The following is a 24122-nucleotide window of genomic DNA, read 5'->3' as shown; positions in this document are numbered from 1 at the left end:
TCGGTACGGCCAGTCTAGGGCTGGAGGGCAGGGCAGGTGGTTGCGTAGTTCGCTTCTAAAATGCTTCTGGTTGGCATAACCTGCCACTCAATTGCAGGTAAACCATCAGGATCTGCCAAACCATGAAACTGGACGCCTACGACCGCAAGATTCTCGCAGCCCTGCAGCGGGACGGCCGCCTGAGCAATGTGCAACTGGCTGACGAGATCGGCCTGTCCGCCTCGCCTTGTTTGCGCCGGGTACGGATGCTCGAAGAAGCCGGGGTCATACGCGGTTACCAGGCCAATCTGGATCGCGACGAAGTGGGGCTTGGGCTGACGGTGTTTGTCGGGGTCAAGGTCGAACGGCACAACGATGAGCAGGCCGAATCCTTTCGCCTGGCCGTGACGGCATTGCCCGAGGTGATTTCGGCCTTCCTGGTGTCAGGGGAATCGGATTTCCTGCTGCAAGTGGTGGTGCCGGACCTGCGCGCCTATGACCGTTTTCTCACGGGGCGGTTGCTGAAATTGCCGGGCGTGAGCGACATCCGCAGCAACTTTGCGATTCATACGGTGAAGACGCCGGGGGCGTTGCCGTTGGAGCATTTGCCTGATTAAAAGCAAAAGATCGCAGCCTTCGGCAGCTCCTACGGGTGTACACAAAACCCTGTAGGAGCTGCCGAAGGCTGCGATCTTTTGATCTTGATTTACATTTGCGTCGCCATCCCCTCCACATTCATCGCCGCCTGGCGCAAGGCCTCGGAGCGGGTTGGGTGTGGATGGCAGGTCAGGGCAATGTCTTCGGCAGAGGCGCTGAACTCCATGGCCACGCAATATTCGCCAATCATCTCACTGACACTTGGGCCCACAAGGTGCACGCCGAGAATCTCGTCGGTGCGCTCATCGGCCAGCACTTTGGCGAAGCCTTCGGTTTCGTGATTGATCTTTGCCCGGCTGTTGGCGGTGAAGGGAAACTTGCCGACCTTGTAGGCGCGGCCTTCGGCCTTCAGTTGTTCTTCGGTCTTGCCGACGCTGGCCAGTTCGGGTTTGGTGTAGATCACGTTGGGGATCAGGTCGTAGTTGACCTCGGCAGCCTTGCCGACAATCTGCTCGATGCAGACCATGGCCTCGTCTTCGGCCTTGTGGGCGAGCATCGGCCCCGACGTGACGTCGCCGATCACCCAGATGCCAGCGGCTTCGGTGCGATGGCCCTTGTTGGCGAGCATGCCGCGTTTATCCGTGGCTAGGCCGACGTTTTCCAGACCAAGGCCCTGGGTGTAAGGCCGGCGGCCGATGGATACCAGCACGTAATCCACTTCAAGCAGTTCGGCGGTGCCACCCGCCGCGGGTTCGACGCTGAGTTGAACGCCGGTCGCCGAGGTTGTGGCGCTGGTGACTTTGGAACTCAATTTGAAGTTGATGCCCTGTTTACTCAATGAACGTTGCAGGGTTTTGCCTGCTTCACTGTCCACACCGGGGCAGATCCGGTCGAGAAACTCGACCACGGTCACCTGAGCGCCCAAACGCCGCCACACCGAGCCCAACTCCAGACCGATCACTCCGGCGCCGATCACCACCAGATGCTTGGGCACTTCAGTCAGCGACAGCGCGCCCGTCGAATCAAGGATGCGTTTGTTGTCGATGTCCACACCGGGCAGGGGAGTGGGCTCAGAGCCGGTGGCGATGATGATGTTCTTGGCGTTCAGTTCGGTCTTGCCGCCCTGGCTGTCAGTCACCGTGACTTTGCCGGGCCCGTCGATGCGGCCCCAGCCCTTGATCCAGTGGACTTTGTTTTTGCGAAACAGAAACTCGATGCCCTTGGTCAAACCGGCAACGCTTTCATCCTTTTGCTTCATCATCTGCGCGAGGTTGAGCGTGGGTTTGACTTCAATCCCCAGGTTGGCGAATTCCGTGCCCATGGCGGCGTCGTAGAGTTCGGAGGCGTGCAGCAGCGCTTTTGATGGCATGCAACCGACGTTCAGGCAGGTGCCGCCGAGCGTGGCGCGTCCTTCTACGCAAGCCGCTCTCAGGCCCAACTGACCGGCGCGGATCGCCGCGTTATAACCACCGGGGCCTCCGCCCAGAATCACGACGTCATAGATGCTCATGGTGTACTCCTGGAGTGAATCGGATCGGAATGGGTAAACGTAGTTCCTGGGTAAAATTACGAGCGTAATATGTCCGTTCCGCAGCATTTCGGTCAAGGCTTCAGCCAAGCGACAGGTTGAGCGCCTTTAGATACAGCCTTTAAGAACGGAAATTTCACGGCTTTCGTTATATCGTAACGAATTGCGATATGAGCAACGATAAACACTGGGGTGGTATGCAAGTCGATCTCGATGTCGATTGGACGCAAGTAGCCGGGCTGCCGCGTTTCCAGCAGGCGGTTTTTCAAGGGCGACGATTGCGTCAGTTCGCAATCGGTCTGGGCGCTCTGGCGGCGGCAGGTTGGTTGCTGGCGTTTTTTGTCGGGCTGTTTGCGCCGCAGTCGCTCTGGCCTGCGTTGCTGGTCAATCAGAGCGCCGGTTTGCTGGTGCTGGTCGCCGGTTTGCAATCGGCCTGGTGGGTGACGCAGTGGCGCACGCGGGCGTTGAACCCGGTCGTGCGGGTCGTCGTTGCTGACGAAGTCGTTGCCCCGGTGGGCTGGTACGAACGGCTGCTGGATCGACTCAGCCAGCGATGGCTGCGAATGCTGGTGCAGATCGGCGCCCCGACGCTGTGGCTCGCGGGTTGGTCGCTGGTGACGTTATTGAGCATCGAACAAGTCTGGAACCTTGCACTGCCGCCGGCCGCACTGGGATTGTCGGCCAGTGTCGGTGCGGCGCTGTCTTTGTTGCTGGCCTTCGGTTTGTTGGTGCTGGAGCGACAACTGGCGCAGGAAAACGTCGCGCAATGGCCCGAAGCAGCGTCGTTGGCGCAGATGACTCGGGTGGCGATCATCTGCCTGGTACTCAGCGCTTTGTGCCTGTTGTTGGGAGGCGAAACTTCGGTATGGCCGGTGCGTCTGGCGGTGCTGATTGGCTTGCTGCCAGGATTGGTCGCCGCCGAGCTGCTGTTGCGCGCGATGCTGTCGTTGTTCAGTCCGCAGCGCGAACAACTCGAACCGGCCTTGTTGGCGCGCAGCTTCGTCGCCGACATGCTGCGCTGGCCGCCGCAACCTTTGCTGGCGTTGCAGCACGAATTGCACAACCGCTTCGGCATCGACCTGCGGCAAATCTGGGCCTTCACCTACATGCGTCGGGCGTTTTTTCCGGTGCTGATGGTGGTGGCAATTGTAGGTTGGTTACTCACCGGCATTCACGAAATCCCCATGCAAGGGCGAGGCATCTACGAGCGATTCGGCAAACCGGTGGAGGTATTCGGCCCTGGTTTGCACGCAGGTTTGCCCTGGCCTCTGGGCCGAGTGTTGAGCGTCGAAAACGGTGTGGTCCACGAGTTGGCCACCAGTGTTGGCGACACACCGGCACCGGTTGTGGCCGAACCCGCCGAAGGTCCGGCGCCCGCGATTGCCAATCGCTTGTGGGATGCGAGCCATGTGAACGACAAATCCCAAGTCATTGCCAGCAGCCGAGCCGACAAGCAGAGCTTCCAGATCGTCAACATGGACGTGCGTTTCGTCTATCGCATCGGCCTGAGCGATCAAGCGGCGTTGGCCGCGACCTACAACAGCGCTGATGTCCCGACGCTGATCCGCAGCACCGCCGCCCGGATTCTGGTCCACGATTTCGCCTCGCGAACTCTCGACGGTTTGCTCGGTGAAGACAGGGTAGGGCTCGCCGAAGAGATTGGTCGGGCGGTGCAGGCTGACCTGCACAAACTCGACAGCGGCGTGGAAATTCTCGCCACCGTGGTCGAGGCGATTCATCCGCCGGCCGGTGCCGCCAATGCCTATCACGGTGTCCAGGCTGCGCAGATTGGCGCCCAGGCATTGATTTCCCGCGAGCGCGGTGCGGCGGCGGAGGCCACCAACCAGGCGCAATTGCAGGCCAGCATCGCTCGCGATCAAGCGACGGCCAGCGCTCGTGAAATCAACGCCACCGCCCAAACGGTAGACTTGAGATTCGGTGCCGAGCAAAAGGCCTACGCCAGCGCCGGCCAGGCCTTCGTGCTGGAGCAGTACTTCAGTCAACTTTCCCAAGGCCTGGCCAATGCCAGGTTGCTGGTGCTCGATCATCGTCTGGGCGGCAGCAGTAACGCGCCGACCATCGACCTCCGTACATTCACGCTGCCGGCTGAGCCTGCGCCGGCGCGTAAAACCGCTCAGCCAGGAGCTGCCAATTGAGCCAGTCGCACACTCACGATCACGATGACCACACTGGCCACGATCACGGCCATGGCGGGCATCACCACGGACACCACCACCACGGTGATCCCCAAGAAGCTGGCCCGTTCCCGTGGCGGCGAATGGGCTGGGCAGCGTTGCTGGTGGCGTTCGCCATCGCGGCAGCGAGCCTGGTGCAGGTGCGTTCGGGGGAGGCCACGGTGATAACGCGTTTTGGTAATCCGTCGCGGGTATTGCTGGAACCAGGTCTTGGTTGGCGTTGGCCTGCTCCTTTTGAAGCGGCGATTCCTGTCGATCTGCGACTGCGCACGACCTCGAGTGGTTTACAGGACGTGGGTACGCGGGACGGTTTGCGCATCATCGTTCAGGCTTACGTGGCCTGGCAGGTTCAGGGCGATCCGGACAACGTGCAACGCTTCATGCGTGCCGTACAGAATCAGCCGGACGAAGCAGCGCGGCAGATTCGCACGTTTGTGGGTTCGGCTCTGGAAACCACGGCCAGCAGTTTTGATCTGGCTAACCTGGTGAACACCGACGCCAACAAAGTACACATCGCTGATTTTGAAGCGCAGTTGCGTCAGCAAATCGATCAGCAGTTGCTCACGACTTATGGAGTGCGGGTGCTGCAAGTCGGCATCGAGCGTCTGACCCTGCCGTCGGTAACCCTCACCGCTACGGTTGATCGCATGCGTGCCGAGCGTGAAACAATCGCGACCGAACGCACGGCTATCGGTAAGCGCGAAGCGGCGCAAATCCGTTCCGCTGCCGAGCGTGACGCGCGCATCGTGCAGGCCGATGCCACGGTAAAAGCAGCGGACATCGAAGCACAATCGCGCGTCGAAGCCGCGCTAATTTACGGTCGCGCCTACGCGGGATCGCCACAGCTCTACAACCTGCTGCGCTCCCTCGACACACTAGGCACGATCGTCACGCCCGGCACAAAGCTGATTCTGCGCACCGACGCCGCGCCTTTCCGGGTGTTGGTTGACGGTCCGCCGACCCTCGATTACAAGGCCGGGTCGCAGCCATGAAATTAGTTCCACGTGGAACAAATGAGTTAAGCAGTCCCTGGATTCAGGCTGGGCGATTGGCTTTCTTGGCGCTGTACGCCGTGACGGTACTGGCCGCTTTGGTGTGGGCATTTTCCAATGTGCGGCAGATCGATCCACAAAATCGCGCGGTGGTTTTGCACTTCGGCGCGCTGGATCGCATCCAGAATGCTGGTCTGCTATTGGCCTGGCCCCGTCCGTTTGAGCAGGTGATTTTGTTGCCCGCGGCGGATCGGGTAATTGAGCGGCGAGTGGAAAATTTGCTGCGCACTGATGCTGCATTGCAGGCAGACCGAGTGGCGAGTTTCGCTACACCGATCAGCGACGCACTCGCCGGCTCCGGTTATTTGCTCACCGGTGACGCGGGCGTGGTGCAACTGGATGTGCGGGTTTTCTACAAAGTGACCGAGCCGTATGCCTTCGTCCTTCAAGGCGAACATGTGTTGCCGGCACTGGATCGACTCGTAACCCGCAGCGCCGTGGCGCTCACGGCGGCGCGAGATCTGGACACCATTCTAGTGGCGCGACCGGAACTCATCGGCGCGGATAAACAGGCTGCCGAAAGACGCGAACGTCTACGCGGTGATCTGGTGCAAGCCATCAATCAGCGCCTGGCTGACCTGACCGCGACCGGGCAGGGGTTAGGCATTGAAGTGACGCGAGTCGACGTGCAATCGAGTCTGCCCGGCCCGGCGGTCAACGCCTTCAACGGGGTTCTGACCGCCAGTCAACAAGCCGACAAAGCCGTGGCCAATGCTCGGACTGAAGCCGAGAAACTGACTCAGACCGCCAACGAACAAGCCGATCGCACACTGCAAGTCGCTCACGCCCAAGCGAGCGAGCGTCTGGCCAAAGCCTCGGCTGACACGGCGACGGTGTTGAGCCTGGCCAAGGCGCAACAACAAGGGACCGACCCGCAAATGCTGCTGCGCATCTACCGCGAGCGGATGCCGAAGATTCTCGGTCAGGCCGGTTCGGTGACCACGGTCAATCCAAAAGATGATTCCCGCCTGATCATTCAGGGAGCTGCACAATGACCACCCAAACCGCCGCCGCACCGAGCATGTTGTCCTCGGCTGAACAACGCAGCGCCGCGCGTCAATTGACCTTGGCCATGCTCGCATTGGGCCTGCTCGCGCTCGGCTTGACCTGGCGCTGGTTGTCGCCGGAGCAGACGGGCGTCAGTCAATTGCTGCTGGGCTTTGCTTCGTTATTGGTGGCCGTGCCGGTGATGCGTTCAGCCTGGTACAGCCTGCGTTATCCAAGCCTGCACGGGATCACTGATCAATTGATCGCCCTGGCTATGCTGGGGGCGTGGGCTACGGGTGATCTGCTGACCGCGGCGCTGCTGCCGATCATCATGATCTTCGGTCACGTGCTGGAAGAGCGCAGCGTGATCGGCTCGCAGGAGGCGATTCGTGCCCTCGGCAAACTGACTCGCAGCCATGCGCGCAAAGTTCAGGCCGATGGCTCCATCGTCGAAGTCGATAACGGCACACTCAAGGCCGGCGACCTCGTCGAGGTGCGCGCGGGTGATCGGGTGCCGGCGGATGGTCGGGTGTTGTCCGGTCAGGCGAGCCTGGACACCGCTTCAATTACTGGCGAATCGGTGCCGATGGAGGCGGGCGTCGGCGTGCAAGTCTTCGGCGGCGCGATCAACCTCGACGGTCTGCTGCGCATCGAAGTGACCCGCACCGGCAATGAGTCGACCCTCGGCAAAGTCATCGCGCTGATGCAAAGTGCCGAGCGTTCCAAACCACCGATCACGCGTTTGCTGGAACGCTACGCCGGTAGCTACATGGTGCTGGTTTTGCTGCTGGCCGCCGTGACCTGGTTCGTCACTAACGATGCTCAAGCCATGCTCGCGGTGTTGGTGGCGGCCTGTCCTTGCGCGCTGGTGTTGTCGGCACCGGCCACGGCGATTGCCGGGGTGGCGGTGGCAGCTCGGCACGGGATTCTGATTCGCAGCTCCGCGTTCCTCGAAGAGCTGGCAGACCTGACTTCCTTGGTGGTCGACAAAACCGGAACCCTGACCTTTGGCACCTTGCGTTTGCAATCCATCGACAGTCCTCTGGAGGATCGTGCTCACGTTCTAAAACTCGCCGCCAGCCTCGGATCTGCCAGCAGTCATCCGGTCAGCCGCGCGCTCGCCGGGTTGGTCACCCAGGAACATTTTCTGCTGCTCTCCGACATTCACGAGCGTCAGGGGCTGGGTGTGGTGGCGATGACGGAGCAGGGCGAGGCGGCGCTCGGTCGTCCGGAGTTGTTCAACCAATTGGGGATCGCCACTCCAAGTGTCCCCGACCACGATGGCCCGATTGCCGGGCTGGCGCTCAACGGTGAATTCCTCGCTTGGCTGTTGCTGGCCGACAGCGTCAAACCCGAGGCTCGATTTGCTTTGAGCGAGCTACGTGAGTTGGGGTTGGGTCGGCAGTTGCTGCTGACAGGTGATCGGCAAAGCGTCGCACACACATTGGCGCGAGATGTCGGGATCAGCGACGTTGAAGCTCAAGCGTTGCCGGAGGACAAACTCAATCGTGTGTTGAAAGAAATCGGCAGCGGCTTCCGGCCAATGGTCGTGGGAGATGGGATCAACGATTCGCTGGCGCTCAAGGCCGGTGTGGTCGGCGTGGCCATGGGCGCGGGCGGGGCGGACATCGCGCTGGCTTCGGCCGACATTGTCCTGATCGGCAGCGACCTGCGTCGACTCGGCACATGTGTGCGCTTGAGTCGCCAATGCCGGCACACGTTGCAGGTTAACGTGATCATTGGTCTGGGCTGGACGCTGGCGATTGTAGCCTTCGCCGCCTTCGGCTGGCTTGGTGCTGCGGGAGCGATGATTGCTGCGCTGTTGCACAATTTCAGCACGTTGCTGGTGTTGGGGAACGCCGGGCGTTTACTGCGTTTTCAGGAACCCTTGCTCAAGCTTAAGGATGAGGATTGAGCACGCCGGGTGAATGCTCTAAACAGCGCGATCCCGGGCGACTTGAAGTTTTCAGAACTGTACGACGAATTCGTAGTCATCTAGGTGAGGGCAATCAATTTTGTGAATTCGCGACGGTTGGTTCGAGCGTTACGAATCATAGAAAAGGGCTATTAATTCGATAGCCAGCTATTTTTCAAGGATGGTCTACCCTCACATCAGGCGTCTGAAACAAAGAGGGACTATCCATGCTCGCGCACCTTCCTCCGGCCTTACAGAATCTGCAGTTACCGCTACGCCTGCGACTCTGGGACGGCCATGAATTCAATCTGGGGCCGACGCCCAGCGTCACAATTGTGGTCAAGGACCCACAAATGGTTACCCAGTTCACTCACCCAAGCCTGGACGCGCTCGGAGCGGCGTTTGTCGAAGGTAAACTTGAGCTGGAAGGCTCCATTAGCGACGTGATCCGCGTCTGCGATGAGTGGAGCCAGGCGTTGCTCGGTGATCAAGACAGCCAGCCAGTGCGGACCCCTCACGACAAAGAAGCCGACGCCAAGGCGATTTCCTACCACTACGACCTTTCCAATGCGTTTTATCAGCTGTGGCTCGACAGTGACATGGCGTATTCCTGCGCCTATTTCGAGACCGGCAGCGAAACGCTGGAGCAAGCCCAGCAAGCCAAATTCCGCCACCTGTGCCGCAAACTGCGGCTGCAACCAGGGGAATATCTGCTGGATGTCGGTTGCGGTTGGGGCGGTCTGGCACGGTATGCCGCCCGGGAGTTTGGTGCGAAGGTGTTCGGGATCACACTCAGTAAAGAGCAATTGGAACTTGCCCGTGAACGGGTGTCTGCCGAAGGCCTGGACGATCTGGTCGAACTGCAACTGCTCGACTACCGCGACCTGCCTCAGGACGGTCGTTTCGACAAAGTGGTCAGTGTCGGCATGTTCGAACACGTTGGCCACGCCAATCTGGCCGAGTACTGCAAGACCTTGTTCGGGGCGGTGAAAGAGGGTGGCCTGGTGATGAACCACGGCATCACCGCCAAGCGCATCGATGGCCGTCCAGTGGGGCGCGGTGCCGGTGAATTCATCGGGAAGTTTGTGTTCCCAAATGGCGAGTTGCCGCACCTGTCGATGATATCTGCCGAGATCAGCGAAGCTGGGCTGGAGATTGTCGACGTCGAGAGTCTGCGCCTGCACTACGCGCGTACGCTGGACCATTGGAGCGAACGCCTGGAAGACAATCTGGAAGCGGCTTCCAGGCTGGTGCCAGAGCAGGCCTTACGGATCTGGCGGCTGTATCTGGCGGGATGCGCTTACGCGTTCGCCAAGGGCTGGATCAATCTGCACCAGATTCTCGCGGTGAAAGCTCACCCCGATGGCAGCCATGAACTGCCATGGACTCGCGACGATATCTACAACCCTTAAAGTATCGGTGAAATAAGCCGGGCGACCCGCATGCCGACCTGTTGCAGGCGGCGGGTCTCCCGGCTTTCTTCTTTGGCGATCTCGTGAGCCTGGGCGAAGTCATCATTGAGCATCTGTTCTACTTCGGCGGCAAACGCGCTGTCGACCGTCAACAACATCACTTCAAAATTCAGCCGGAACGAGCGGTTGTCCAGATTGGCACTGCCAATGGCGCTGATTTCGCTGTCGATCAACACCACTTTCTGATGCAGGAAGCCCGGCTCGTAGCGGAACACCCGCACGCCGGCGCGCACGGCTTCGAAGGCATAAAGGCTGGAGGCGGCGTAGACGATCCGGTGGTCCGGTCGTGAGGGCAGCAGCAGCCGCACATCCACGCCTCGCAGAACCGCCAGCCTTAACGCAGCGAACACGGCTTCGTCGGGGATGAAATAAGGGCTGGTGATCCACACCCGCTCGGTTGCCGCATGGATGGCTTCGACGAAGAATAACGAACAGGTTTCGTAGGAATCCGCCGGACCGCTGGCGAGCAATTGGCAGAGCACGCCGTCGTCCGGGTAAACGTCCGGCAGGATCAGCGGCGGCAATGAGCGGGCGGCCCAAAACCAGTCTTCAGCGAAAGATTCCTGCATGCAGGCAACCACCGGCCCGCGGACTTCCACATGGGTATCGCGCCACGGCGCCAGGGGTGGTTTCTCGCCCATGTACTCGTCGCCGACGTTGTGCCCACCGACGAAACCCAGAACTCCATCGACCACCACAATCTTGCGGTGGTTGCGGAAGTTGACCTGGAAGCGGTTGAGCCAGCCGCTACGGGTCGCAAAGGCTTTGACCTCGACGCCGGCATCGCGCAGCGGCTGCACGTAACTGTGAGGCAGGGAATGGCTGCCGATGCGGTCGTACAATAAATAAACCGCCACGCCTTCGGCGGCCTTCTGCAGTAGCAAGGTTTGCAGGCGTTGGCCGACGCGATCGTCGTGGATGATGAAAAACTGAATCAGCACCGCTTCCTTCGCATTGCTGATGGCTTCAAAAATGGCGTCGAAGGTGGCCTGGCCGTTAATCAGCAAGCGCACTTCGTTGTTCGCCAGGCACGGCATGCGCCCCAGTTTCGGCATGGCCCTCAAGGACGCGTAAGCATTTGAGGCGCGAGCGGTCAGCGCCTCTTCTACCCAAGGGCGCCAGTTGAGCTCGGAGATTGCCTTGCGCATTTCTTCGTTGGCCTGGCGCCGAGCCTTGATGTAGCCATCGAAGGTACTGCGGCCGAAGACTAGATAGGGGATGAGCGTGAGGTAGGGAATAAACAGCAACGACAGGGCCCAGGCGATCGATCCCTGGGCGGTCCGGACGGTGAGCACGGCGTGGATGGCAGCGATCAGGCCCAGCGTGTGAAGCAGTGCAATCATGTAGCCGAAAATATGCGGTCCAAAGTAATCCATGGGGCAGCCTTGCTCCTGAAGATTCAATGCTTAACAGACCATGTTCCGTGCAGAATGTCGCTATTTAATTGGCCCATGAACCGAAGCCACTGGCTGACGTCTAACGGCCACTACTGATCAGGAGTTACTCGATGAACGTTCGTCTGCTGGGTTTGGCCATGGCTATTGGTTTGTCACTTCCTGTGGCCGCTCAGGCGCAGATGCTGCAGCCCGGTTTGTGGGAATTGACTACAAGCAACATGAAAGTCGATGACCAGAATCTCCCGGATTTGCAGCTGATCCTTGGCCAGTTGCAGGGCCAGATGACCCCGGCACAGCGTGCGCAGCTGGAGAAGCAGGGCATCACCATGGGCGGCAAGGGGATTCGGGCTTGTCTGACGCCGGAGCAGGTGAAGAGCGACGACATTCCGCTGACCGATCCACAGTCGGGCTGCAAGCAGGAAATCACTGACCGCACCGGGAATCAGTGGAAATTCCGCTTCAGCTGTCCGAAAGCGCAGGGCACTGGTGTCGCCACTTTCCTCAGTGATCGTGAGTTCACCACTAAGGTTAATGGCACGTTCAACGCCACCGGCATTCAGCAGAAGGGCAGCCTCGATAGCCGCGCCGTGTGGTTGGGGCAGGATTGCGGGACCGTTAAGCCGAGAGCTTAAAAGCTTCGCCAACAGGTCCGCTCCCTACATGGCCGTATGGGGGCGGGCTTGATTCAACCACTCGCACACCGCATCTATCGCCATCCTCCCGAAGTCTTCCCCGGTGCGGCTGCGCACACTGACAAATTCACCTTCCTTTTCTTTCTCCCCGATCACCACCAGATACGGCACGTGCTGACTGTGCTCGCGAATTTTTTGGCGGACTTTCTCGTGACGCAGATCCGCGCGGGCGCGCACGCCACTTCGACGCAATGCCTCGGTCACCGACTGCGCATAATCCGCCTGACGTTCGTCCATGCTGACGATCATGACGTGTGGCGGCGTCCGCCAGTTATCAAGCTCCTGTTGGCAGGACCAGCACGTACCGTATATCCGTTGCGGCAACGTACCGCTGATGTGGTCGAGGGTGAATGCTTGCAGCACTCTGGTCGCGGGGACATGTGGGCCAGCGGTCGTAGATTCGAAGTTCCCCAGGCGGTACAGCGGCGTCTTTCCTTGACGGCGAATCGAGTGATTGGTCGCCGCCAGAGCCTGCATGCGAGCCTCGATCAGTGGCAGGTCTGCCTGCGTTAAGAATCGCTCGACAGAAAACTCATGAAAGAACCCGTCGCCCAGCGCCGTTCCTGCGTGCAGTTGCACCTGTGGATGGAGTTGTTTCACGGCCATGGCCAGCATCAGTGCACAGGAGCGTCGCAGGATCTCCAGCCCATCGGGCTCTTGAGGTGTGACGATACTGACCCTGGCATCGGCTTCGATCATGAACTCACAGTCCACCAGGATGCCGTCCACTCGGCCAGCCACCGCCGCTTTTGCCAGCCCGGGTCCGATACTTGCGGCGAGCTCGTACACCGACAGTGGCTGGTCGTATTCACGCAATGAACCATCGCTCAGGGTGATGTGAATCATGTCGGTGCTCTCGAGTGCTAGCGCATAAACCGTAGTGGTAAACCCTGGCAGTTGTCATTAAGACGTTTGTCGTGCCAGGCAATTTGCCCCGACACGATCGTGGTGCTGACGCTGTGCCGGAAACGCTGCCGGGCAAAAGGTGTCCAGCCGCATTGAGACAGGATCGGCTGTTGGGAAACGGCGACGCCGCCGGGTTCCGGTTTGATCAGAACGAGGTCGGCCCAATAGCCTTCGCGCAGATAACCGCGGTCTGGAATGGCGAACAGATCGGCGACCCGGTGACTGGTTTTTGCGACGAGCGTAGTGATCGGCAACACTTCATCCGCGACCAGTTCCAGCAACGCGGGCAGGGCGTGTTGCACCAACGGCAGCCCAGAAGGTGCCTGGCTGTACGGCCGCTGTTTTTCGGCCCAAGTGTGTGGCGCGTGATCGCTGCCGATCACGTCGAGCCGATGGCTCAGCAATGCTTCGCGCAAGGCATCGCGGTCGGCCTGGGTTTTGATCGCCGGGTTGCACTTGATCAGGTTGCCGAGGCTCGGGTAATCCCGATCATCGAACAGCAAGTGGTGCAGGCAGACTTCGGCGGTGATGCGTTTCTGGGCGAGTGGCTTGTCTTCGAACAACGCCAGTTCGCGGGCGGTGGTCAGGTGCAGAACGTGCAGTCGGGTGCCGTGACGTCTGGCGAGGTCCACGGCCGTTGAGGAGGAGCGAAAGCAGGCCTCGGCGTTGCGGATCAGCGGGTGGGCCGCAGCAGGAATGTGTTCATCGAACAAGTCACGCAGGTTCGCGGCGTTGGCGTCGATGCTGGGCGTGTGTTCGCAGTGGGCCAACAAAATGGTCGGCACCTCGGAGAATAGCCGCTCGAGAATCCTTGGGTCATCGACCAGCATGTTGCCGGTCGAGGCGCCCATGAACACTTTGACGCCGGCAACTTCACAGGGATTAAGCCTGGCGACGGTGTCGAGATTGTCGTTGCTCACGCCGAAATGAAAACCGTAATTGGCGACGGAGTTAATCGCCGCTCGGCGCTTTTTGTCGGCCAGTGCGCTGAGGGTCAGGGTCGCCGGATTAGTGTTGGGCATGTCCATGAAGCTGGTGATGCCACCGGCCACCGCAGCCCGGGATTCGGTGTAGAAGCTGCCTTTGTCCGGCGAGCCTGGATCACGAAGTGCACTTGGTCGTCGATCATTCCGGGCAGCAGCCATTTCCCTTGTGCATCGATTTCCACGTCGGCATTTTCACCGTAGATGCTGCTGGCGATCTTCACGATTCGACCGTTGCTCACCAACAGATCACCGTCAAACTCACGGCCTTCATTCACCAGCCGGGCATTGCGAATCAGCACGCTGCTCATGGTCAGAACTCGTTCTGCAGGGCTTTGTAGCCGCGCACAAGATCGACGTTGGTGCGCGCCACGTCCTCGGAAAATTCCGAGGCGCTGACGCTCACCGGTGGGAACTGCGACAGATCAGTCTTCGGGCCGATGCGGGTGGTGGAGGGCACATAGAAGTCTTCAGGCAAGTCGCGACCATCGACCACCGAGTTGTGCCGCACCACGCAGCCGTCGCCGACTACGCAGTTGAACAGCACGCTGTTGAACCCGATAAACACCCGGTCGCCAACCTTGCACGGACCATGAACGATCGAGCGGTGGGCGATGGAACTGAACTCGCCGATGGTCACTGCCGCGCCGGACTTGGAGTGGATCACTACGCCATCCTGGATGTTTGAGTTGGCGCCGATGGTGATCGGCTCCATCTCGCCTGAGGCATCCACTTCGTCGGCACGAATCACCGCGTAAGGACCGACGAAGACGTTCTCGCTGATCACCACTTTGCCGCAGATGATGGCGGTTTTATCCACGTAGGCAGATTCCGCTATCACCGGCAAATCACCGGAAGGATTCTTGCGGATCATGGCTTGCTCAACGCGTTGTACAGGGTGTTGAGGTTGTACTCGAACAACCCGACGAAGGTGCTGGCCGGCCCGGTCGCCGCGAGCGCATCGGAGTACAGCGTGCCACCGATGTGCGCGCCGCTTTCATCGGCAATCTGCTTGAGTAGACGTGCATCCTTGATGTTTTCCATGAACACCGCTTTGACCTTGGCCTGGCGAATCTGAGTGATCAATGCAGCGACTTCAGCGGCTGACGGTTCGCGCTCAGTGGACAGGCCTTGAGGGGCCATGAAGTCGATGCCGTAAGCCTGACCGAGGTAACCGAAGGCGTCATGGGACGTCACGATTTTGCGATTGCCCGGTGGCAGCGAGCCGAGTTTGGCCTTGGCTTCGGCGAGCAGCGCGTAGATCTTTTTCAGGTAGGCCTGGCTGTTGCGTTCGTAGTCGGGTTTGTTCGTCGGATCGGCGGCGATCAGTGCCTTGGTGATGTTGCTGACATACAGCTCAGCGTTCGCCAGATTGTGCCAGGCATGCGGGTCGGGAATCGTCTCGCCATCTTCATCCAGGGAGCGCGGGATGACGCCGTGGCTCGCGCTGATCACTGGCGCCTTGGTCTCGGTGCTGGTCACCAGTCGGTCCAGCCATGGCTCGAAACCCAAACCGTTTTTGATGATGAGTTTGGCTTTGAGCAACGCCTTGGCGTCGTCCGGCGCCGGCTCGTATGTGTGAGCATCGGCATCCGGGCCGACCATGTTGGTGATCTGGATATGGTCGCCGCCGACTTGATGGGTCATGTCGGCGAGGATGCTGAAACTGGTGACTACCTGAAGTTTTTCCGCAGCAGACAGCGACATCGACAGCAGCAAACTGAACAGCACGAGTAAAACGCGCATCGGGTAACACCTCATTGGGATGTGAGCAAAGGCGGGCGGCGCAGCAAGCCGTGCACCGGTCCGAACACCACGGACAGCAGATACAAACCGCCAGCCACCAGCACGATCGCCGGGCCACTGGGGAGCGAGTAGTAGAACGACAGCAACAGTCCGAGCCACACCGAGAGGCAGCCGAGCAGGGCGGCGATGGCCATTAACCTCGGCAAGCGACGACTCCAGAAGCGAGAAGCAGCGGCGGGCAACATCATCAAACCGACCACCATCAGCGCGCCGATGGCTTGAAAACCGATCACCAGATTTAGCACCACCAGGGTTAGAAATACGCCGTGAGCCAGGGGACCGAGTCGGCTGACGGTTTGCAGAAAGAGTGGGTCGAGGGTGTCCAGCAACAGCGGTTTGTAGATGAACGCCATGGCGATCAGGCTGAAGCCGGAGACCCAGAGCATGCCGGTCAGCGTCGGGCCATCGACCGCCAGTGCCGAGCCAAACAACAGGTGCAACAGGTCCAGACGTTTGCCGGCGATGCCGAGGATCAGCACACCGCAGGCAAGGGAGATCGGGTAGATCGCGGCGAGGCTGGCGTCTTCCCGCAGGCCGGTGCGACGGGTGATCCAGGCGGCAAGTCCGGCCATGCCGAGACCCGCACCGAGGCCGCCGACGGTCAGCGCCGGCAGACTCAATCCGGCGAACCAGAAGCCCAATGCGGCCCCCGGCAGAATGCCGTGAGCCACCGCGTCGCCGATCAGGCTCATCCGTCGCAGGATCAGAAACACGCCCAACGGTGCGGTGCTGCACGCCAGGACCAATCCACCCAGCAGCGCTCGACGCATGAACACGAACTCGTGGAACGGTTGCCAAAGATGAGCGGTCGCGAGCATCAGGCCACCCGCGTATGTGATTGTTGGTGGATCAGATCAACGCTCGATCCGAGGACGCAGCCGGTACGTTTGATCAGCAACGTTTGAGGAATGTGTTGGCGAACGGCGGCCAGGTCATGGCACACGATCACTTGGGTTCGGCCTTCGGCATGCCAGGCGTGAATGTGTTTCCAGAGCAGCGCCTGGCCGAGTTCGTCGAGGGCGGCGTGGGGTTCGTCGAGCAATAGCAATGGTGCGTCGGCGAGGCTCAAACGGGCGAGCAGGGCACGCTGTAATTCGCCGCCGGACAAGGCCATCAACGGGCGCTGTTCCAGTCCGCTCAGACACCAGTTTTCCAGGACGGCTTTGAGGCGTTGACTGCGTATCTCGGGAGACTGCGTGCTGCCCCAGAAACCGGCGGCCACTAACTCTTGCAGGCTGATGGGGAATTGGCGATCCAGGTGTTGTTGCTGTGGAAGGAACGAGAGGCTGCCCTTGCGTGGAACATCCGAGATGACTTTGCCGGTCAGCGGTTTTTGCAAACCTGCGATGACTTTCAGCAGGCTGCTTTTACCCGAACCATTCGCACCGATTACGGCGGTGAGACTTCCTTTGGCCAATTCGAAATCCACGGGTGGAGTCAGTGGCTGGCCGGGTGCACCCCAACGCAAGGCTTGGCAATGAATCATGCGGCCTCCCAATTCCAGCGGCTTTCGGCGACGGCATCGTGGGCATGGAGGCTTTCCGCGTGGATGACTCGTATGTGGAAGGCGTTGATGCCGGGGGAGCGCTTCAGGGCCAGGTTCAAACGTCGTGCGGCATCTTCGCAGAACATCAGGTTCTGACCGTTGGCCAACGCGAAGGCTTGTTCGTCGGCGCGTTTTACGGCGGTTTGTACGGCAGTGCCGAGGGCTGCTTCAGCGTCGTTGATGATCGCGATCAGCGGCAAGTCATCCAGATAGTCGTCCACTTGAAGCCGCAATTTCGCAGTGCTGCGTTGGCTGTGAGGCGTTGCGACGATGCCTTTTGTGGAGCCGAGCCAAGTCAACACGTCGGCATGTTGCAGCGGCTTATTGGCGAAGTCATCGATGAATTGCTGTTGAATCAACTGCCGGGAAAGTGCTGCTGAACACGGACAGGTTGAGGAATAAGGCACGTCGATTTTTAGTTCCACGTGGAACATCGCGTTTTTCAAACGTGCTTCGATGCTCACTGGATAAGTTTTCCAGCCGGCCAATGGACTGACCAGCGCCGGTCTTTTGAGCAGTAAATCGGTGTGAATTTTTAAGTACGCGCTGTTGGACAATCCTTCATGAGTCTTGAGGAAGCGTTGCAAAACTTTCCGCAACAAGGCGGGCGTCAGGCTTTCTTGCTCAAGCATTTCCAGCGCCAAGTACAGCCGCGACATATGAATCCCGCGCGCCTCTCCATCATCGAGGCTAACGCCGGCGTCGGCTTTCGCACTCAGTCGTTGGCCATCGAATAAAACAGGAAGAGCAATGCCGCACATGCCCACCCAGTCGAGTGGCAGGGCTTGGCGTGAGGCCTGCGCGGCGATATCCGGCAGAGTCAGCGCATTCATGAGCAGGTCCATCGTGGGAGTCGATTTCATATGTTATGTTATTACATTGGAATCGACCATGCCTTTTTCATGAACAGGCTTTCATCATGCACAGACGTCACTTGCTCAACCCGTCCTGGCCAGCGCGGTGCAGTCTGGTGGGCATCACCACACTGCATCAGAAGCGCGTGGAACAAACGGGATTTGCGGTGCTGAAGTCGCTGCCTAACACCCCGCAATTCGGCTACAGGTGAACTTTCCGCTGCTGCCACCGGAACTGGAAAACCGATTGATCGTGGTCCAGCCGACCCAGGCCTCGCCATCGGAAGCGAGCCCGGTGAAAAACGTGAGTTGTCCGTAGCGACTGTTGGTCTGCGCCCACGCTTCGAAGCCGCGCAGATAGATCGTGCTTCCGACGGTGTTGACGCTGTAGGCGTTGCCGTCGCCATCCACGCAGGCCAGCAGATTGGCGCTTCGGGTGCATTTGGCCAGGCTCGGGATTGCGCCCAGGCGTCGACAGCGACCAGCAGCGAAAAACTCATCAGCGTTATTTTCAGGGCTACACGCATAGGATTTCTCACGGACCGAACGGGCTTGAGCATCGTGCCCTTTGTCATCGTGGGCAAGAGGAGAGTGGCTTGACTGCGTTGTTATACTATAACATTAAGTTAAGCCCGACACTGCGACCGGGCATCTCTGTGAGGAATACCTGATGCCCAATCGTCTCCCCGTAACCGTCCTGTCGGGATTTCTCGGCGCTGGCAAAAGTACGCTGCTCAACTACGTACTGCGCAATCGCGACAACCTGCGCGTCGCTGTGATCGTCAATGATATGAGCGAAATCAACATCGATGGCGGCGAAGTCCAGCGCGATGTCAGCCTGAACCGCGCGGAAGAAAAACTCGTCGAGATGAGCAATGGCTGCATTTGCTGCACCTTGCGCGAAGACTTGTTGGAAGAGGTGAGCAAACTCGCCAAGGAGGGTCGCTTTGATTATTTGTTGATCGAATCCACCGGCATTTCCGAACCGCTGCCCGTGGCGGAAACCTTCACCTTCCGCGATGAAGAAGGGCAGAGCCTGGCCGATATAGCCCGGCTCGACACCATGGTCACCGTGGTCGATGGCATGAACTTCCTGATCGACTATCAGGCCGCCGAAAGCCTCGCATCCCGTGGTGAAACCTTGGGCGAGGAAGACGAACGCTCGATCACCGACCTGTTGATCGAGCAAATCGAATTCGCCGACGTGATTTTGATCAGCAAGATCGACTTGATCAGCAGCAGCGAACGTCAGGAGCTGATCGCGATCCTTGAGCGGCTTAACGCCCAGGCGGAAATCATCCCGATGGTCATGGGCGAAATTCCCTTGGCGAAGATCCTGAATACCGGTCGTTTCGACTTCGAGAAGGCCGCCCAGGCGCCGGGCTGGTTACAGGAACTGCGTGGCGAACACGTGCCAGAAACCGAGAAATACGGCATCGCCTCGACAGCCTACCGAGCACGCCGACCGTTTCATCCGCAGCGTTTTTTCAGCTTCATCGACCGCCCGTGGGTGAACGGCAAACTGCTGCGCTCCAAAGGCTTTTTCTGGCTGGCCAGCAAGCACATGGACGCCGGTAGCTGGTCCCAGGCCGGCGGATTGATGCGCCATGGTTTCGCCGGGCGCTGGTGGCGTTTCGTGCCGAAAACCCAGTGGCCGCAGGACGAAGAAAGCACCGCCGGGATCATGGAAAACTGGACCGCAACCACTGGCGATTGCCGCCAGGAACTGGTGTTCATCGGCCAGAACATGGACTTCGCACAACTCACCGCCGAACTCGACAATTGCCTGCTGACCGACGATGAAATGGCGTTAGGCGTCGAGGGCTGGCGACTACTGCCAGATCCATTTGGCCCGTGGCACGAAGAGGCGGCAGCCTGATGTTGGCTCCCAGTCTGAAACTGCGGCCGATCATTTATCAGGTTCAAGGTGAGACGCCGCAAGCGCTCACCCGAATACTGGATGAAGGCGTAAACCTTGCCGTTTGGCAGCGCCAACTGCCGGCGCACATCGCTGATTTCGGGCGTTTGCTGCTGTCCCTGAACGAGCCGTTGGCCGAGTCGCTGGTTCTGGAACTGCCCAGCGATGACACCGAACTCAATCTTCACGGATTGGCCTCAGGTTTCAGCGATCTCGAAGGTTACGAAGGTTTCATCGCCGACGTCTCCTGGCTGGTCAGTGCTTTCGCCTGTTTGCTGGGCGCCAAGCATGTCGGCCTGCGCCTGCGGGTCCTGGACAAGGCCATGTGCCCGCGTTTCCACGTCGATCACGTGCCGGTACGGCTGATCACCACGTACGCCGGCGTCGGCAGCCAGTGGCTGAAGGAAGGTGCGATGGATCGCCGACAACTGGGTAAAGCTGAAGCCGAACCCCAGGACGATTCGCTGATCGAGCAGATCGCCAGCGGCGAAGTGGCGCTGCTCAAAGGTGAGAAATGGTATGGCAACGAAGGCTTCGGCCTTATTCACCGGTCGCCACAGCTTGCGTGCGGTGAGCGGCGGCTGATCCTGACGCTCGACTGGCTGAGCTAGCGGCTCACGGCTTGAGCCAGGTTCCCTGGCTCTGGGCTTCACAAAACGGCTTCAAATACGCCGCATCCGTGGCCACGCCGTAATAGTGAATATCCTGCCGGTAAGGCATATTGGCGACTTGGGCGTTGCTGCATACGCCGAACGCGCCGGTAGGGCATTGATCGACGTACTGAACCTCGACTTTTTGGCCAGGAAGGTTAGGTTGGCAGAAACCATCGGCGAACAGTTTTTCCGGGATGTTGCGGTTCTGCTGGCAGACTTTCACGTCGAGTCGCGCAGCCGTGCTATGTACTACGCAGGCTTGAGCCAGCGCCTCACCTGAAGTGAGCGCCAGGAGCAACGACAATCCCAACAACCGCATCCTTACCTCCTCAGAAAACTTCGACCATGTTGCAGAATATTCCCACACACGTCATTGCTGGCCCCTTGGGTGCCGGCAAGACCAGCCTGATCAAGCACCTGCTGACGCAGCGGCCGGCGAATGAGCGTTGGGCGGTGCTGATCAACGAGTTCGGTCAGATTGGCCTCGACGCTGCGTTGCTGACCCAGGACGCCGATGGTATCGCACTGGGTGAAGTGGCCGGGGGCTGTTTGTGTTGCGTGAATGGTGCGCCGTTTCAGATCGGTCTCGGGCGTTTGCTGCGCAAGGCGCGGCCGGATCGGCTGTTCATTGAGCCCTCCGGGCTGGGGCATCCGGCGCAATTGCTCAGGCAGTTGAGTGAGGCACCGTGGCAAGGCGTGTTGGCTGTTCAACCCTGCGTGCTGGTGCTGGATGCCCAGGCACTCGCCGCTGGCAAGCCACTGCCCAAGGCGCAACAGGAAGCGCTGAACAGCGCCGGGTTGTTGCTGATGAATAAAGCCGAAAATATCGACGACGCTGATCGCCAGCGAATCGCCGCACAATTGCCGGCGCGTCCGTTGTACTGGACGCAGCAAGCCGCGTTGCCATTGAGTGAGTTACCAGGGCTTGAGGCTCAAGCTGTAGAGGGTGTGGATAACTTCGTTGCGCCCAAAGGATTGGCACAGCTGCCGGCCATCTGGACCGATCCCTCGCTGCCAATTTGCTTGAGCCAGGAGCAGGAGGGCGGCTGGAGTGTTGGGTGGCGCTGGCATCCAAGTCAGACTTTCGATGCGACGCTCCTTGGCCGTTGGCTTGAAAGCCTTGCCTGGCGGCGGGCGAAACTGGTTATCCACAGCGTCGACGGTTGGGTGTCGGCGAATGCGCTGGAAAACCCGGTGCTGGATTGGCAGCCCAGCGAATGGCGGCGTGATTCGCGCATCGAGCTGATTTTCAGTGAGCCGCAGGATGTTGAGTCATTACAAAGAGCTTTGGCCGACTGTCGGTCGAGTTAAAGATCAAAAGATCGCAGCCTTTGGCAGCTCCTACATTTGAAATGCGATTCTCATGTAGGAGCTGCCGAAGGTTCGGGCCGCGTTCGGACGATCTTTTGACTTAAGGACGCCATTTCGTGTGTTCTTGCCGCCACTGGCTCATCTCGATCACCTCAGCGCGCGGTTTCACGACATCGGCCACCGCAGGCGTGTCGTCGAACGGCATCGGGTAGGGCGCCAGCTCAATCTGCGCACTGTGGGCGCCGAACTGGGTGATGGTGCCGTTGTGACGGCTTTCACCGGTCACGGTGAATTCGAAGTTATACACGCGGGCGAGGCGCCGCCGGCCATTGGCGTCTTTAATAAACGCGATCTTCTTCAAAGCCACGTTGCCGTCCAGCAACTCGATTCCGAGCTTGGCGCAATGCAGCTTGACCCGTTCCAGCGCGCGCTCGCGCAAGCCATGGTTGTGCCATAACCACGCGCCACCGGTGGCAAGCAGCATCAGGACGAAGATATTTCCAAGGGTCAGCATCAACACGTTGCTCCAACAAGATAGTGTCAGCTTAACTGCGTCGCCGGTCTGTCGTACAGGCTGCGTTTAGTCGCATACTGCGCGGCTTGAATTTCAATCGTTTGACGGAAAACCCACCGCATGAAACGTACGCCCCATCTGCTCGCCATCCAGTCCCACGTGGTGTTCGGCCACGCTGGCAACAGCGCCGCGGTTTTCCCGATGCAGCGGGTCGGGGTGAATGTCTGGCCGCTCAATACCGTGCAGTTCTCCAACCACACCCAGTACGGCCAATGGGCCGGTGAAGTGCTGGCGCCGCATCAGATTCCCGACCTGATCGAAGGCATCGCGGCGATTGGCGAACTGGGCAACTGCGACGCTGTGCTGTCTGGCTATCTCGGCAGTGCTGCCCAGGGGCGGGCGATCCTGACGGGTGTGGCGCGGATCAAGTCGATGAATCCCAAGGCACTGTATCTGTGTGACCCGGTGATGGGCCATCCGGAGAAGGGTTGCAGCGTGCCTGCGGAAGTCAGCGATTTCCTCCTGGAGGAGGCGGCTGCCGTGGCGGACTTCATGTGCCCAAACCAGCTGGAGCTGGACAGCTTTTCGGGGCGCAAGCCGCAATCGTTGTTCGATTGCCTGGCCATGGCGCGAGCGTTGCTGGCGCGTGGTCCGAAGGCTGTGCTGGTCAAGCATCTGGACTATCCCGGTAAACCGGGGGATGTTTTCGAGATGTTGCTGGTGACGGCCGAAGACAGCTGGCATTTGCGCCGTCCGCTGCTGGCGTTCCCGCGTCAGCCGGTGGGCGTCGGCGACCTGACCTCCGGACTGTTTCTGGCTCGCGTGCTGTTGGGCGATAGCCTGGTGGCGGCTTTCGAATTCGCCGCGTCGGCGGTACATGAAGTGCTGCTGGAAACCCAGGCTTGCTCCAGCTATGAGCTGGAACTGGTACGGGCTCAGGACCGGATTGCCCATCCACGGGTGCGGTTCGAGGCGACGGCGATCAGTTTGTAATCGGGTCCCAGCGAAAAGATCGCAGCCTGCGGCAGCTCCACACGGAACACGTACCCCGTAGGAGCTGCCGCAGGCTGCGATCTTTTGATTTAGGCGTCGCCCTTGATGTCCTGATAGCGCTTTTCCAGCTCCTGACGAATCTGCCGACGTTGCTGGGCCTGCATGAAGCGACGTTTGTCTTCGCTGTTCTGCGGTTGCAATGGCGGGACAGCAGCCGGTTTGCGGTCGTCATCCACTGCGACCATGGTGAAGAAGCAGCTGTTGGTGTGGCGCACCGAGCGCTCACGGATGTTTTCGGTCACCACCTTGATGCCCACCTCCATGGAGGTGTTGCCGGTGTAGTTCACCGAGGCCAGAAAGGTCACCAGTTCGCCGACATGAATCGGCTCGCGAAAAATCACCTGGTCCACCGACAGGGTCACCACGTAGCGGCCGGCATAACGGCTGGCGCACGCGTAGGCCACTTCGTCGAGGTATTTGAGCAAGGTACCGCCGTGGACATTGCCAGAGAAGTTGGCCATGTCGGGGGTCATCAATACCGTCATCGACAGTTGTGCGTTTCCGGGTTCCATAGCGTTCTCACGGTTCAAGGCAGAATTTCGGGAGGGCGGCACCTCTGCGGGGGCCTCGTCAGCTTTTTCAAACCAACAGTTATCGGGACGCCGGGCGGGTGGCTGCCGTCACGCCCGGATCGATCTGTTTCCATATATTGCACCGCCTTTCTGCCAGAAGTCGCGGTGTTACCCTTCAAAAGCCCCTCTCAAAGGCAACTCCCACGCGGGAAGTGGATTTTTTACCTTGCTCGAACAGACCTTTCCCACGTC

General features: G+C 59.8%; 23 protein-coding genes and 2 pseudogenes. 12 read left to right on the top strand and 13 right to left on the bottom strand.

What is annotated here, in order from left to right; genetic code table 11:
- Positions 1 to 122 precede the first annotated feature (122 nt).
- Positions 123 to 596 (top strand): Lrp/AsnC family transcriptional regulator, encoded by a 474-nt coding sequence (locus ACA059_RS31520; RefSeq protein ID WP_497632204.1) that lies wholly within the window; start codon positions 123 to 125, stop codon positions 594 to 596.
- Between the two features lie 89 nt (positions 597 to 685).
- Here the strand turns inward: ACA059_RS31520 and lpdA are convergent, their stop codons facing one another.
- Positions 686 to 2086 carry a dihydrolipoyl dehydrogenase gene (gene lpdA, locus ACA059_RS31515; RefSeq protein WP_497632203.1) on the bottom strand — a complete coding sequence of 467 codons (1401 nt, stop codon included), beginning with the start codon at positions 2084 to 2086 and terminating at the stop codon, positions 686 to 688.
- 215 nt (positions 2087 to 2301) lie between these two features.
- On the opposite strand from lpdA, the gene hflK (ACA059_RS31510) reads away from it, so the two are divergent.
- The 5 genes from hflK (ACA059_RS31510) (at position 2302) to cfaB (ending at position 9665) form a co-directional block, all read left to right on the top strand.
- Entirely contained in the window at positions 2302 to 4260 is a 1959-nt protein-coding gene (gene hflK / locus ACA059_RS31510; RefSeq protein ID WP_497634753.1) for a protease modulator HflK, read from the top strand.
- Positions 4257 to 5291: a protease modulator HflC gene (gene hflC, locus ACA059_RS31505; RefSeq protein WP_497632202.1), complete on the top strand. Its 1035-nt coding sequence runs from the start codon at positions 4257 to 4259 to the stop codon at positions 5289 to 5291. The genes hflK (ACA059_RS31510) and hflC overlap by 4 nt, the downstream gene beginning before the upstream one ends.
- Entirely contained in the window at positions 5288 to 6346 is a 1059-nt protein-coding gene (gene hflK / locus ACA059_RS31500; RefSeq protein WP_497632201.1) for a protease modulator HflK, read from the top strand. The genes hflC and hflK (ACA059_RS31500) overlap by 4 nt, the downstream gene beginning before the upstream one ends.
- Positions 6343 to 8253 carry a heavy metal translocating P-type ATPase gene (locus ACA059_RS31495; protein WP_497632200.1) on the top strand — a complete coding sequence of 637 codons (1911 nt, stop codon included), beginning with the start codon at positions 6343 to 6345 and terminating at the stop codon, positions 8251 to 8253. Before hflK (ACA059_RS31500) ends, ACA059_RS31495 begins: the two co-directional genes overlap by 4 nt.
- 227 nt (positions 8254 to 8480) lie before the next feature.
- Positions 8481 to 9665 carry a C17 cyclopropane fatty acid synthase CfaB gene (gene cfaB / locus ACA059_RS31490; protein ID WP_497632198.1) on the top strand — a complete coding sequence of 395 codons (1185 nt, stop codon included), beginning with the start codon at positions 8481 to 8483 and terminating at the stop codon, positions 9663 to 9665.
- Here the strand turns inward: cfaB and cls are convergent.
- A complete protein-coding gene (gene cls / locus ACA059_RS31485) occupies positions 9662 to 11101 on the bottom strand; it encodes a cardiolipin synthase (RefSeq protein ID WP_497632197.1) in 1440 nt (479 codons plus the stop codon). The genes cfaB and cls overlap by 4 nt on opposite strands.
- A gap of 131 nt (positions 11102 to 11232) precedes the next feature.
- On the opposite strand from cls, the gene ACA059_RS31480 reads away from it, so the two are divergent.
- Positions 11233 to 11754 (top strand): DUF3617 domain-containing protein, encoded by a 522-nt coding sequence (locus tag ACA059_RS31480; RefSeq protein WP_497632196.1) that lies wholly within the window; start codon positions 11233 to 11235, stop codon positions 11752 to 11754.
- Positions 11755 to 11778: 24 nt separating this feature from the next.
- On the opposite strand, the gene ACA059_RS31475 is transcribed toward ACA059_RS31480, so the two are convergent.
- From ACA059_RS31475 to folE2, 7 genes and pseudogenes are all read right to left on the bottom strand, one after another.
- Positions 11779 to 12660: a His/Gly/Thr/Pro-type tRNA ligase C-terminal domain-containing protein gene (locus ACA059_RS31475; protein WP_497632195.1), complete on the bottom strand. Its 882-nt coding sequence runs from the start codon at positions 12658 to 12660 to the stop codon at positions 11779 to 11781.
- Positions 12661 to 12677: 17 nt separating this feature from the next.
- Positions 12678 to 14014 (bottom strand): annotated as a pseudogene (locus tag ACA059_RS31470) (dihydroorotase).
- Between the two features lie 2 nt (positions 14015 to 14016).
- Positions 14017 to 14577, bottom strand: coding sequence for a gamma carbonic anhydrase family protein (locus ACA059_RS31465; protein ID WP_497632194.1), 561 nt, complete (start codon positions 14575 to 14577; stop codon positions 14017 to 14019).
- Positions 14574 to 15449, bottom strand: coding sequence for a metal ABC transporter substrate-binding protein (locus tag ACA059_RS31460; protein WP_497632193.1), 876 nt, complete (start codon positions 15447 to 15449; stop codon positions 14574 to 14576). Before ACA059_RS31460 ends, ACA059_RS31465 begins: the two co-directional genes overlap by 4 nt.
- An 11-nt stretch (positions 15450 to 15460) precedes the next feature.
- On the bottom strand, positions 15461 to 16327 hold the full coding sequence (locus ACA059_RS31455) for a metal ABC transporter permease (protein ID WP_497632192.1): 867 nt from the start codon (positions 16325 to 16327) through the stop codon (positions 15461 to 15463).
- Positions 16327 to 16995 (bottom strand): metal ABC transporter ATP-binding protein, encoded by a 669-nt coding sequence (locus ACA059_RS31450; RefSeq protein ID WP_497632191.1) that lies wholly within the window; start codon positions 16993 to 16995, stop codon positions 16327 to 16329. Before ACA059_RS31450 ends, ACA059_RS31455 begins: the two co-directional genes overlap by 1 nt.
- Positions 16992 to 17888, bottom strand: coding sequence for a GTP cyclohydrolase FolE2 (folE2, locus tag ACA059_RS31445; RefSeq protein WP_497632190.1), 897 nt, complete (start codon positions 17886 to 17888; stop codon positions 16992 to 16994). The genes ACA059_RS31450 and folE2 overlap by 4 nt, the downstream gene beginning before the upstream one ends.
- A gap of 86 nt (positions 17889 to 17974) precedes the next feature.
- Between folE2 and ACA059_RS31440 the strand changes: the two genes are divergently transcribed.
- Positions 17975 to 18121 (top strand): hypothetical protein, encoded by a 147-nt coding sequence (locus tag ACA059_RS31440; protein WP_497634757.1) that lies wholly within the window; start codon positions 17975 to 17977, stop codon positions 18119 to 18121.
- Here the strand turns inward: ACA059_RS31440 and ACA059_RS31435 are convergent.
- Positions 18093 to 18436, bottom strand: a pseudogene (locus tag ACA059_RS31435) (glutamine synthetase). The gene ACA059_RS31440 and the pseudogene ACA059_RS31435 overlap by 29 nt on opposite strands.
- Positions 18437 to 18579: 143 nt before the next feature.
- Between ACA059_RS31435 and zigA the strand changes: the two are divergent.
- Complete coding sequence (zigA, locus tag ACA059_RS31430; protein WP_497632189.1) at positions 18580 to 19788, top strand: zinc metallochaperone GTPase ZigA; 1209 nt, start codon at positions 18580 to 18582, stop codon at positions 19786 to 19788.
- Entirely contained in the window at positions 19788 to 20438 is a 651-nt protein-coding gene (locus ACA059_RS31425) for a DUF1826 domain-containing protein (protein WP_497632188.1), read from the top strand. Before zigA ends, ACA059_RS31425 begins: the two co-directional genes overlap by 1 nt.
- 4 nt (positions 20439 to 20442) lie before the next feature.
- On the opposite strand, the gene ACA059_RS31420 is transcribed toward ACA059_RS31425, so the two are convergent.
- Positions 20443 to 20799, bottom strand: coding sequence for an NADH:ubiquinone oxidoreductase (locus tag ACA059_RS31420; protein ID WP_497632187.1), 357 nt, complete (start codon positions 20797 to 20799; stop codon positions 20443 to 20445).
- A 26-nt stretch (positions 20800 to 20825) separates the two neighbouring features.
- Between ACA059_RS31420 and ACA059_RS31415 the strand changes: the two genes are divergently transcribed.
- Positions 20826 to 21791, top strand: a complete 966-nt coding sequence (locus ACA059_RS31415) for a CobW family GTP-binding protein (protein ID WP_497632186.1) — start codon at positions 20826 to 20828, stop codon at positions 21789 to 21791.
- Positions 21792 to 21891: 100 nt separating this feature from the next.
- Here ACA059_RS31415 and ACA059_RS31410 read toward each other — a convergent pair whose 3' ends face one another.
- Positions 21892 to 22305, bottom strand: a complete 414-nt coding sequence (locus ACA059_RS31410; RefSeq protein ID WP_348125050.1) for a DUF3301 domain-containing protein — start codon at positions 22303 to 22305, stop codon at positions 21892 to 21894.
- A 120-nt stretch (positions 22306 to 22425) separates the two neighbouring features.
- Here ACA059_RS31410 and pdxY point away from each other — a divergent pair, with 120 nt between their 5' ends.
- Complete coding sequence (pdxY, locus tag ACA059_RS31405) at positions 22426 to 23298, top strand: pyridoxal kinase PdxY (protein ID WP_497632185.1); 873 nt, start codon at positions 22426 to 22428, stop codon at positions 23296 to 23298.
- 89 nt (positions 23299 to 23387) lie between these two features.
- Here the strand turns inward: pdxY and ACA059_RS31400 are convergent, their stop codons facing one another.
- Entirely contained in the window at positions 23388 to 23870 is a 483-nt protein-coding gene (locus ACA059_RS31400; protein WP_074872148.1) for an acyl-CoA thioesterase, read from the bottom strand.
- Positions 23871 to 24122: the final 252 nt, after the last annotated feature.

The organism is Pseudomonas sp. LBUM1647, assembly GCF_059716175.1.
This window is presented reverse-complemented; position numbering and strand designations above follow the sequence as displayed.

Bases quoted from the DNA above. Each gene is read 5' to 3' on its own strand.
- ACA059_RS31520 (WP_497632204.1), top strand. From the start codon at position 123: ATGAAACTGGACGCCTACGACCGCAAGATTCTCGCAGCCCTGCAGCGG.
- lpdA (WP_497632203.1), bottom strand. From the start codon at position 2,086: ATGAGCATCTATGACGTCGTGATTCTGGGCGGAGGCCCCGGTGGTTAT.
- hflK (WP_497634753.1), top strand. From the start codon at position 2,302: ATGCAAGTCGATCTCGATGTCGATTGGACGCAAGTAGCCGGGCTGCCG.
- hflK (WP_497632201.1), top strand. From the start codon at position 5,288: ATGAAATTAGTTCCACGTGGAACAAATGAGTTAAGCAGTCCCTGGATT.
- ACA059_RS31495 (WP_497632200.1), top strand. From the start codon at position 6,343: ATGACCACCCAAACCGCCGCCGCACCGAGCATGTTGTCCTCGGCTGAA.
- cfaB (WP_497632198.1), top strand. From the start codon at position 8,481: ATGCTCGCGCACCTTCCTCCGGCCTTACAGAATCTGCAGTTACCGCTA.
- cls (WP_497632197.1), bottom strand. From the start codon at position 11,101: ATGGATTACTTTGGACCGCATATTTTCGGCTACATGATTGCACTGCTT.
- ACA059_RS31480 (WP_497632196.1), top strand. From the start codon at position 11,233: ATGAACGTTCGTCTGCTGGGTTTGGCCATGGCTATTGGTTTGTCACTT.
- ACA059_RS31475 (WP_497632195.1), bottom strand. From the start codon at position 12,660: ATGATTCACATCACCCTGAGCGATGGTTCATTGCGTGAATACGACCAG.
- ACA059_RS31465 (WP_497632194.1), bottom strand. From the start codon at position 14,577: ATGATCCGCAAGAATCCTTCCGGTGATTTGCCGGTGATAGCGGAATCT.
- ACA059_RS31460 (WP_497632193.1), bottom strand. From the start codon at position 15,449: ATGCGCGTTTTACTCGTGCTGTTCAGTTTGCTGCTGTCGATGTCGCTG.
- ACA059_RS31455 (WP_497632192.1), bottom strand. From the start codon at position 16,327: ATGCTCGCGACCGCTCATCTTTGGCAACCGTTCCACGAGTTCGTGTTC.
- ACA059_RS31450 (WP_497632191.1), bottom strand. From the start codon at position 16,995: ATGATTCATTGCCAAGCCTTGCGTTGGGGTGCACCCGGCCAGCCACTG.
- folE2 (WP_497632190.1), bottom strand. From the start codon at position 17,888: ATGAATGCGCTGACTCTGCCGGATATCGCCGCGCAGGCCTCACGCCAA.
- ACA059_RS31440 (WP_497634757.1), top strand. From the start codon at position 17,975: ATGCACAGACGTCACTTGCTCAACCCGTCCTGGCCAGCGCGGTGCAGT.
- zigA (WP_497632189.1), top strand. From the start codon at position 18,580: ATGCCCAATCGTCTCCCCGTAACCGTCCTGTCGGGATTTCTCGGCGCT.
- ACA059_RS31425 (WP_497632188.1), top strand. From the start codon at position 19,788: ATGTTGGCTCCCAGTCTGAAACTGCGGCCGATCATTTATCAGGTTCAA.
- ACA059_RS31420 (WP_497632187.1), bottom strand. From the start codon at position 20,799: ATGCGGTTGTTGGGATTGTCGTTGCTCCTGGCGCTCACTTCAGGTGAG.
- ACA059_RS31415 (WP_497632186.1), top strand. From the start codon at position 20,826: ATGTTGCAGAATATTCCCACACACGTCATTGCTGGCCCCTTGGGTGCC.
- ACA059_RS31410 (WP_348125050.1), bottom strand. From the start codon at position 22,305: ATGCTGACCCTTGGAAATATCTTCGTCCTGATGCTGCTTGCCACCGGT.
- pdxY (WP_497632185.1), top strand. From the start codon at position 22,426: ATGAAACGTACGCCCCATCTGCTCGCCATCCAGTCCCACGTGGTGTTC.
- ACA059_RS31400 (WP_074872148.1), bottom strand. From the start codon at position 23,870: ATGGAACCCGGAAACGCACAACTGTCGATGACGGTATTGATGACCCCC.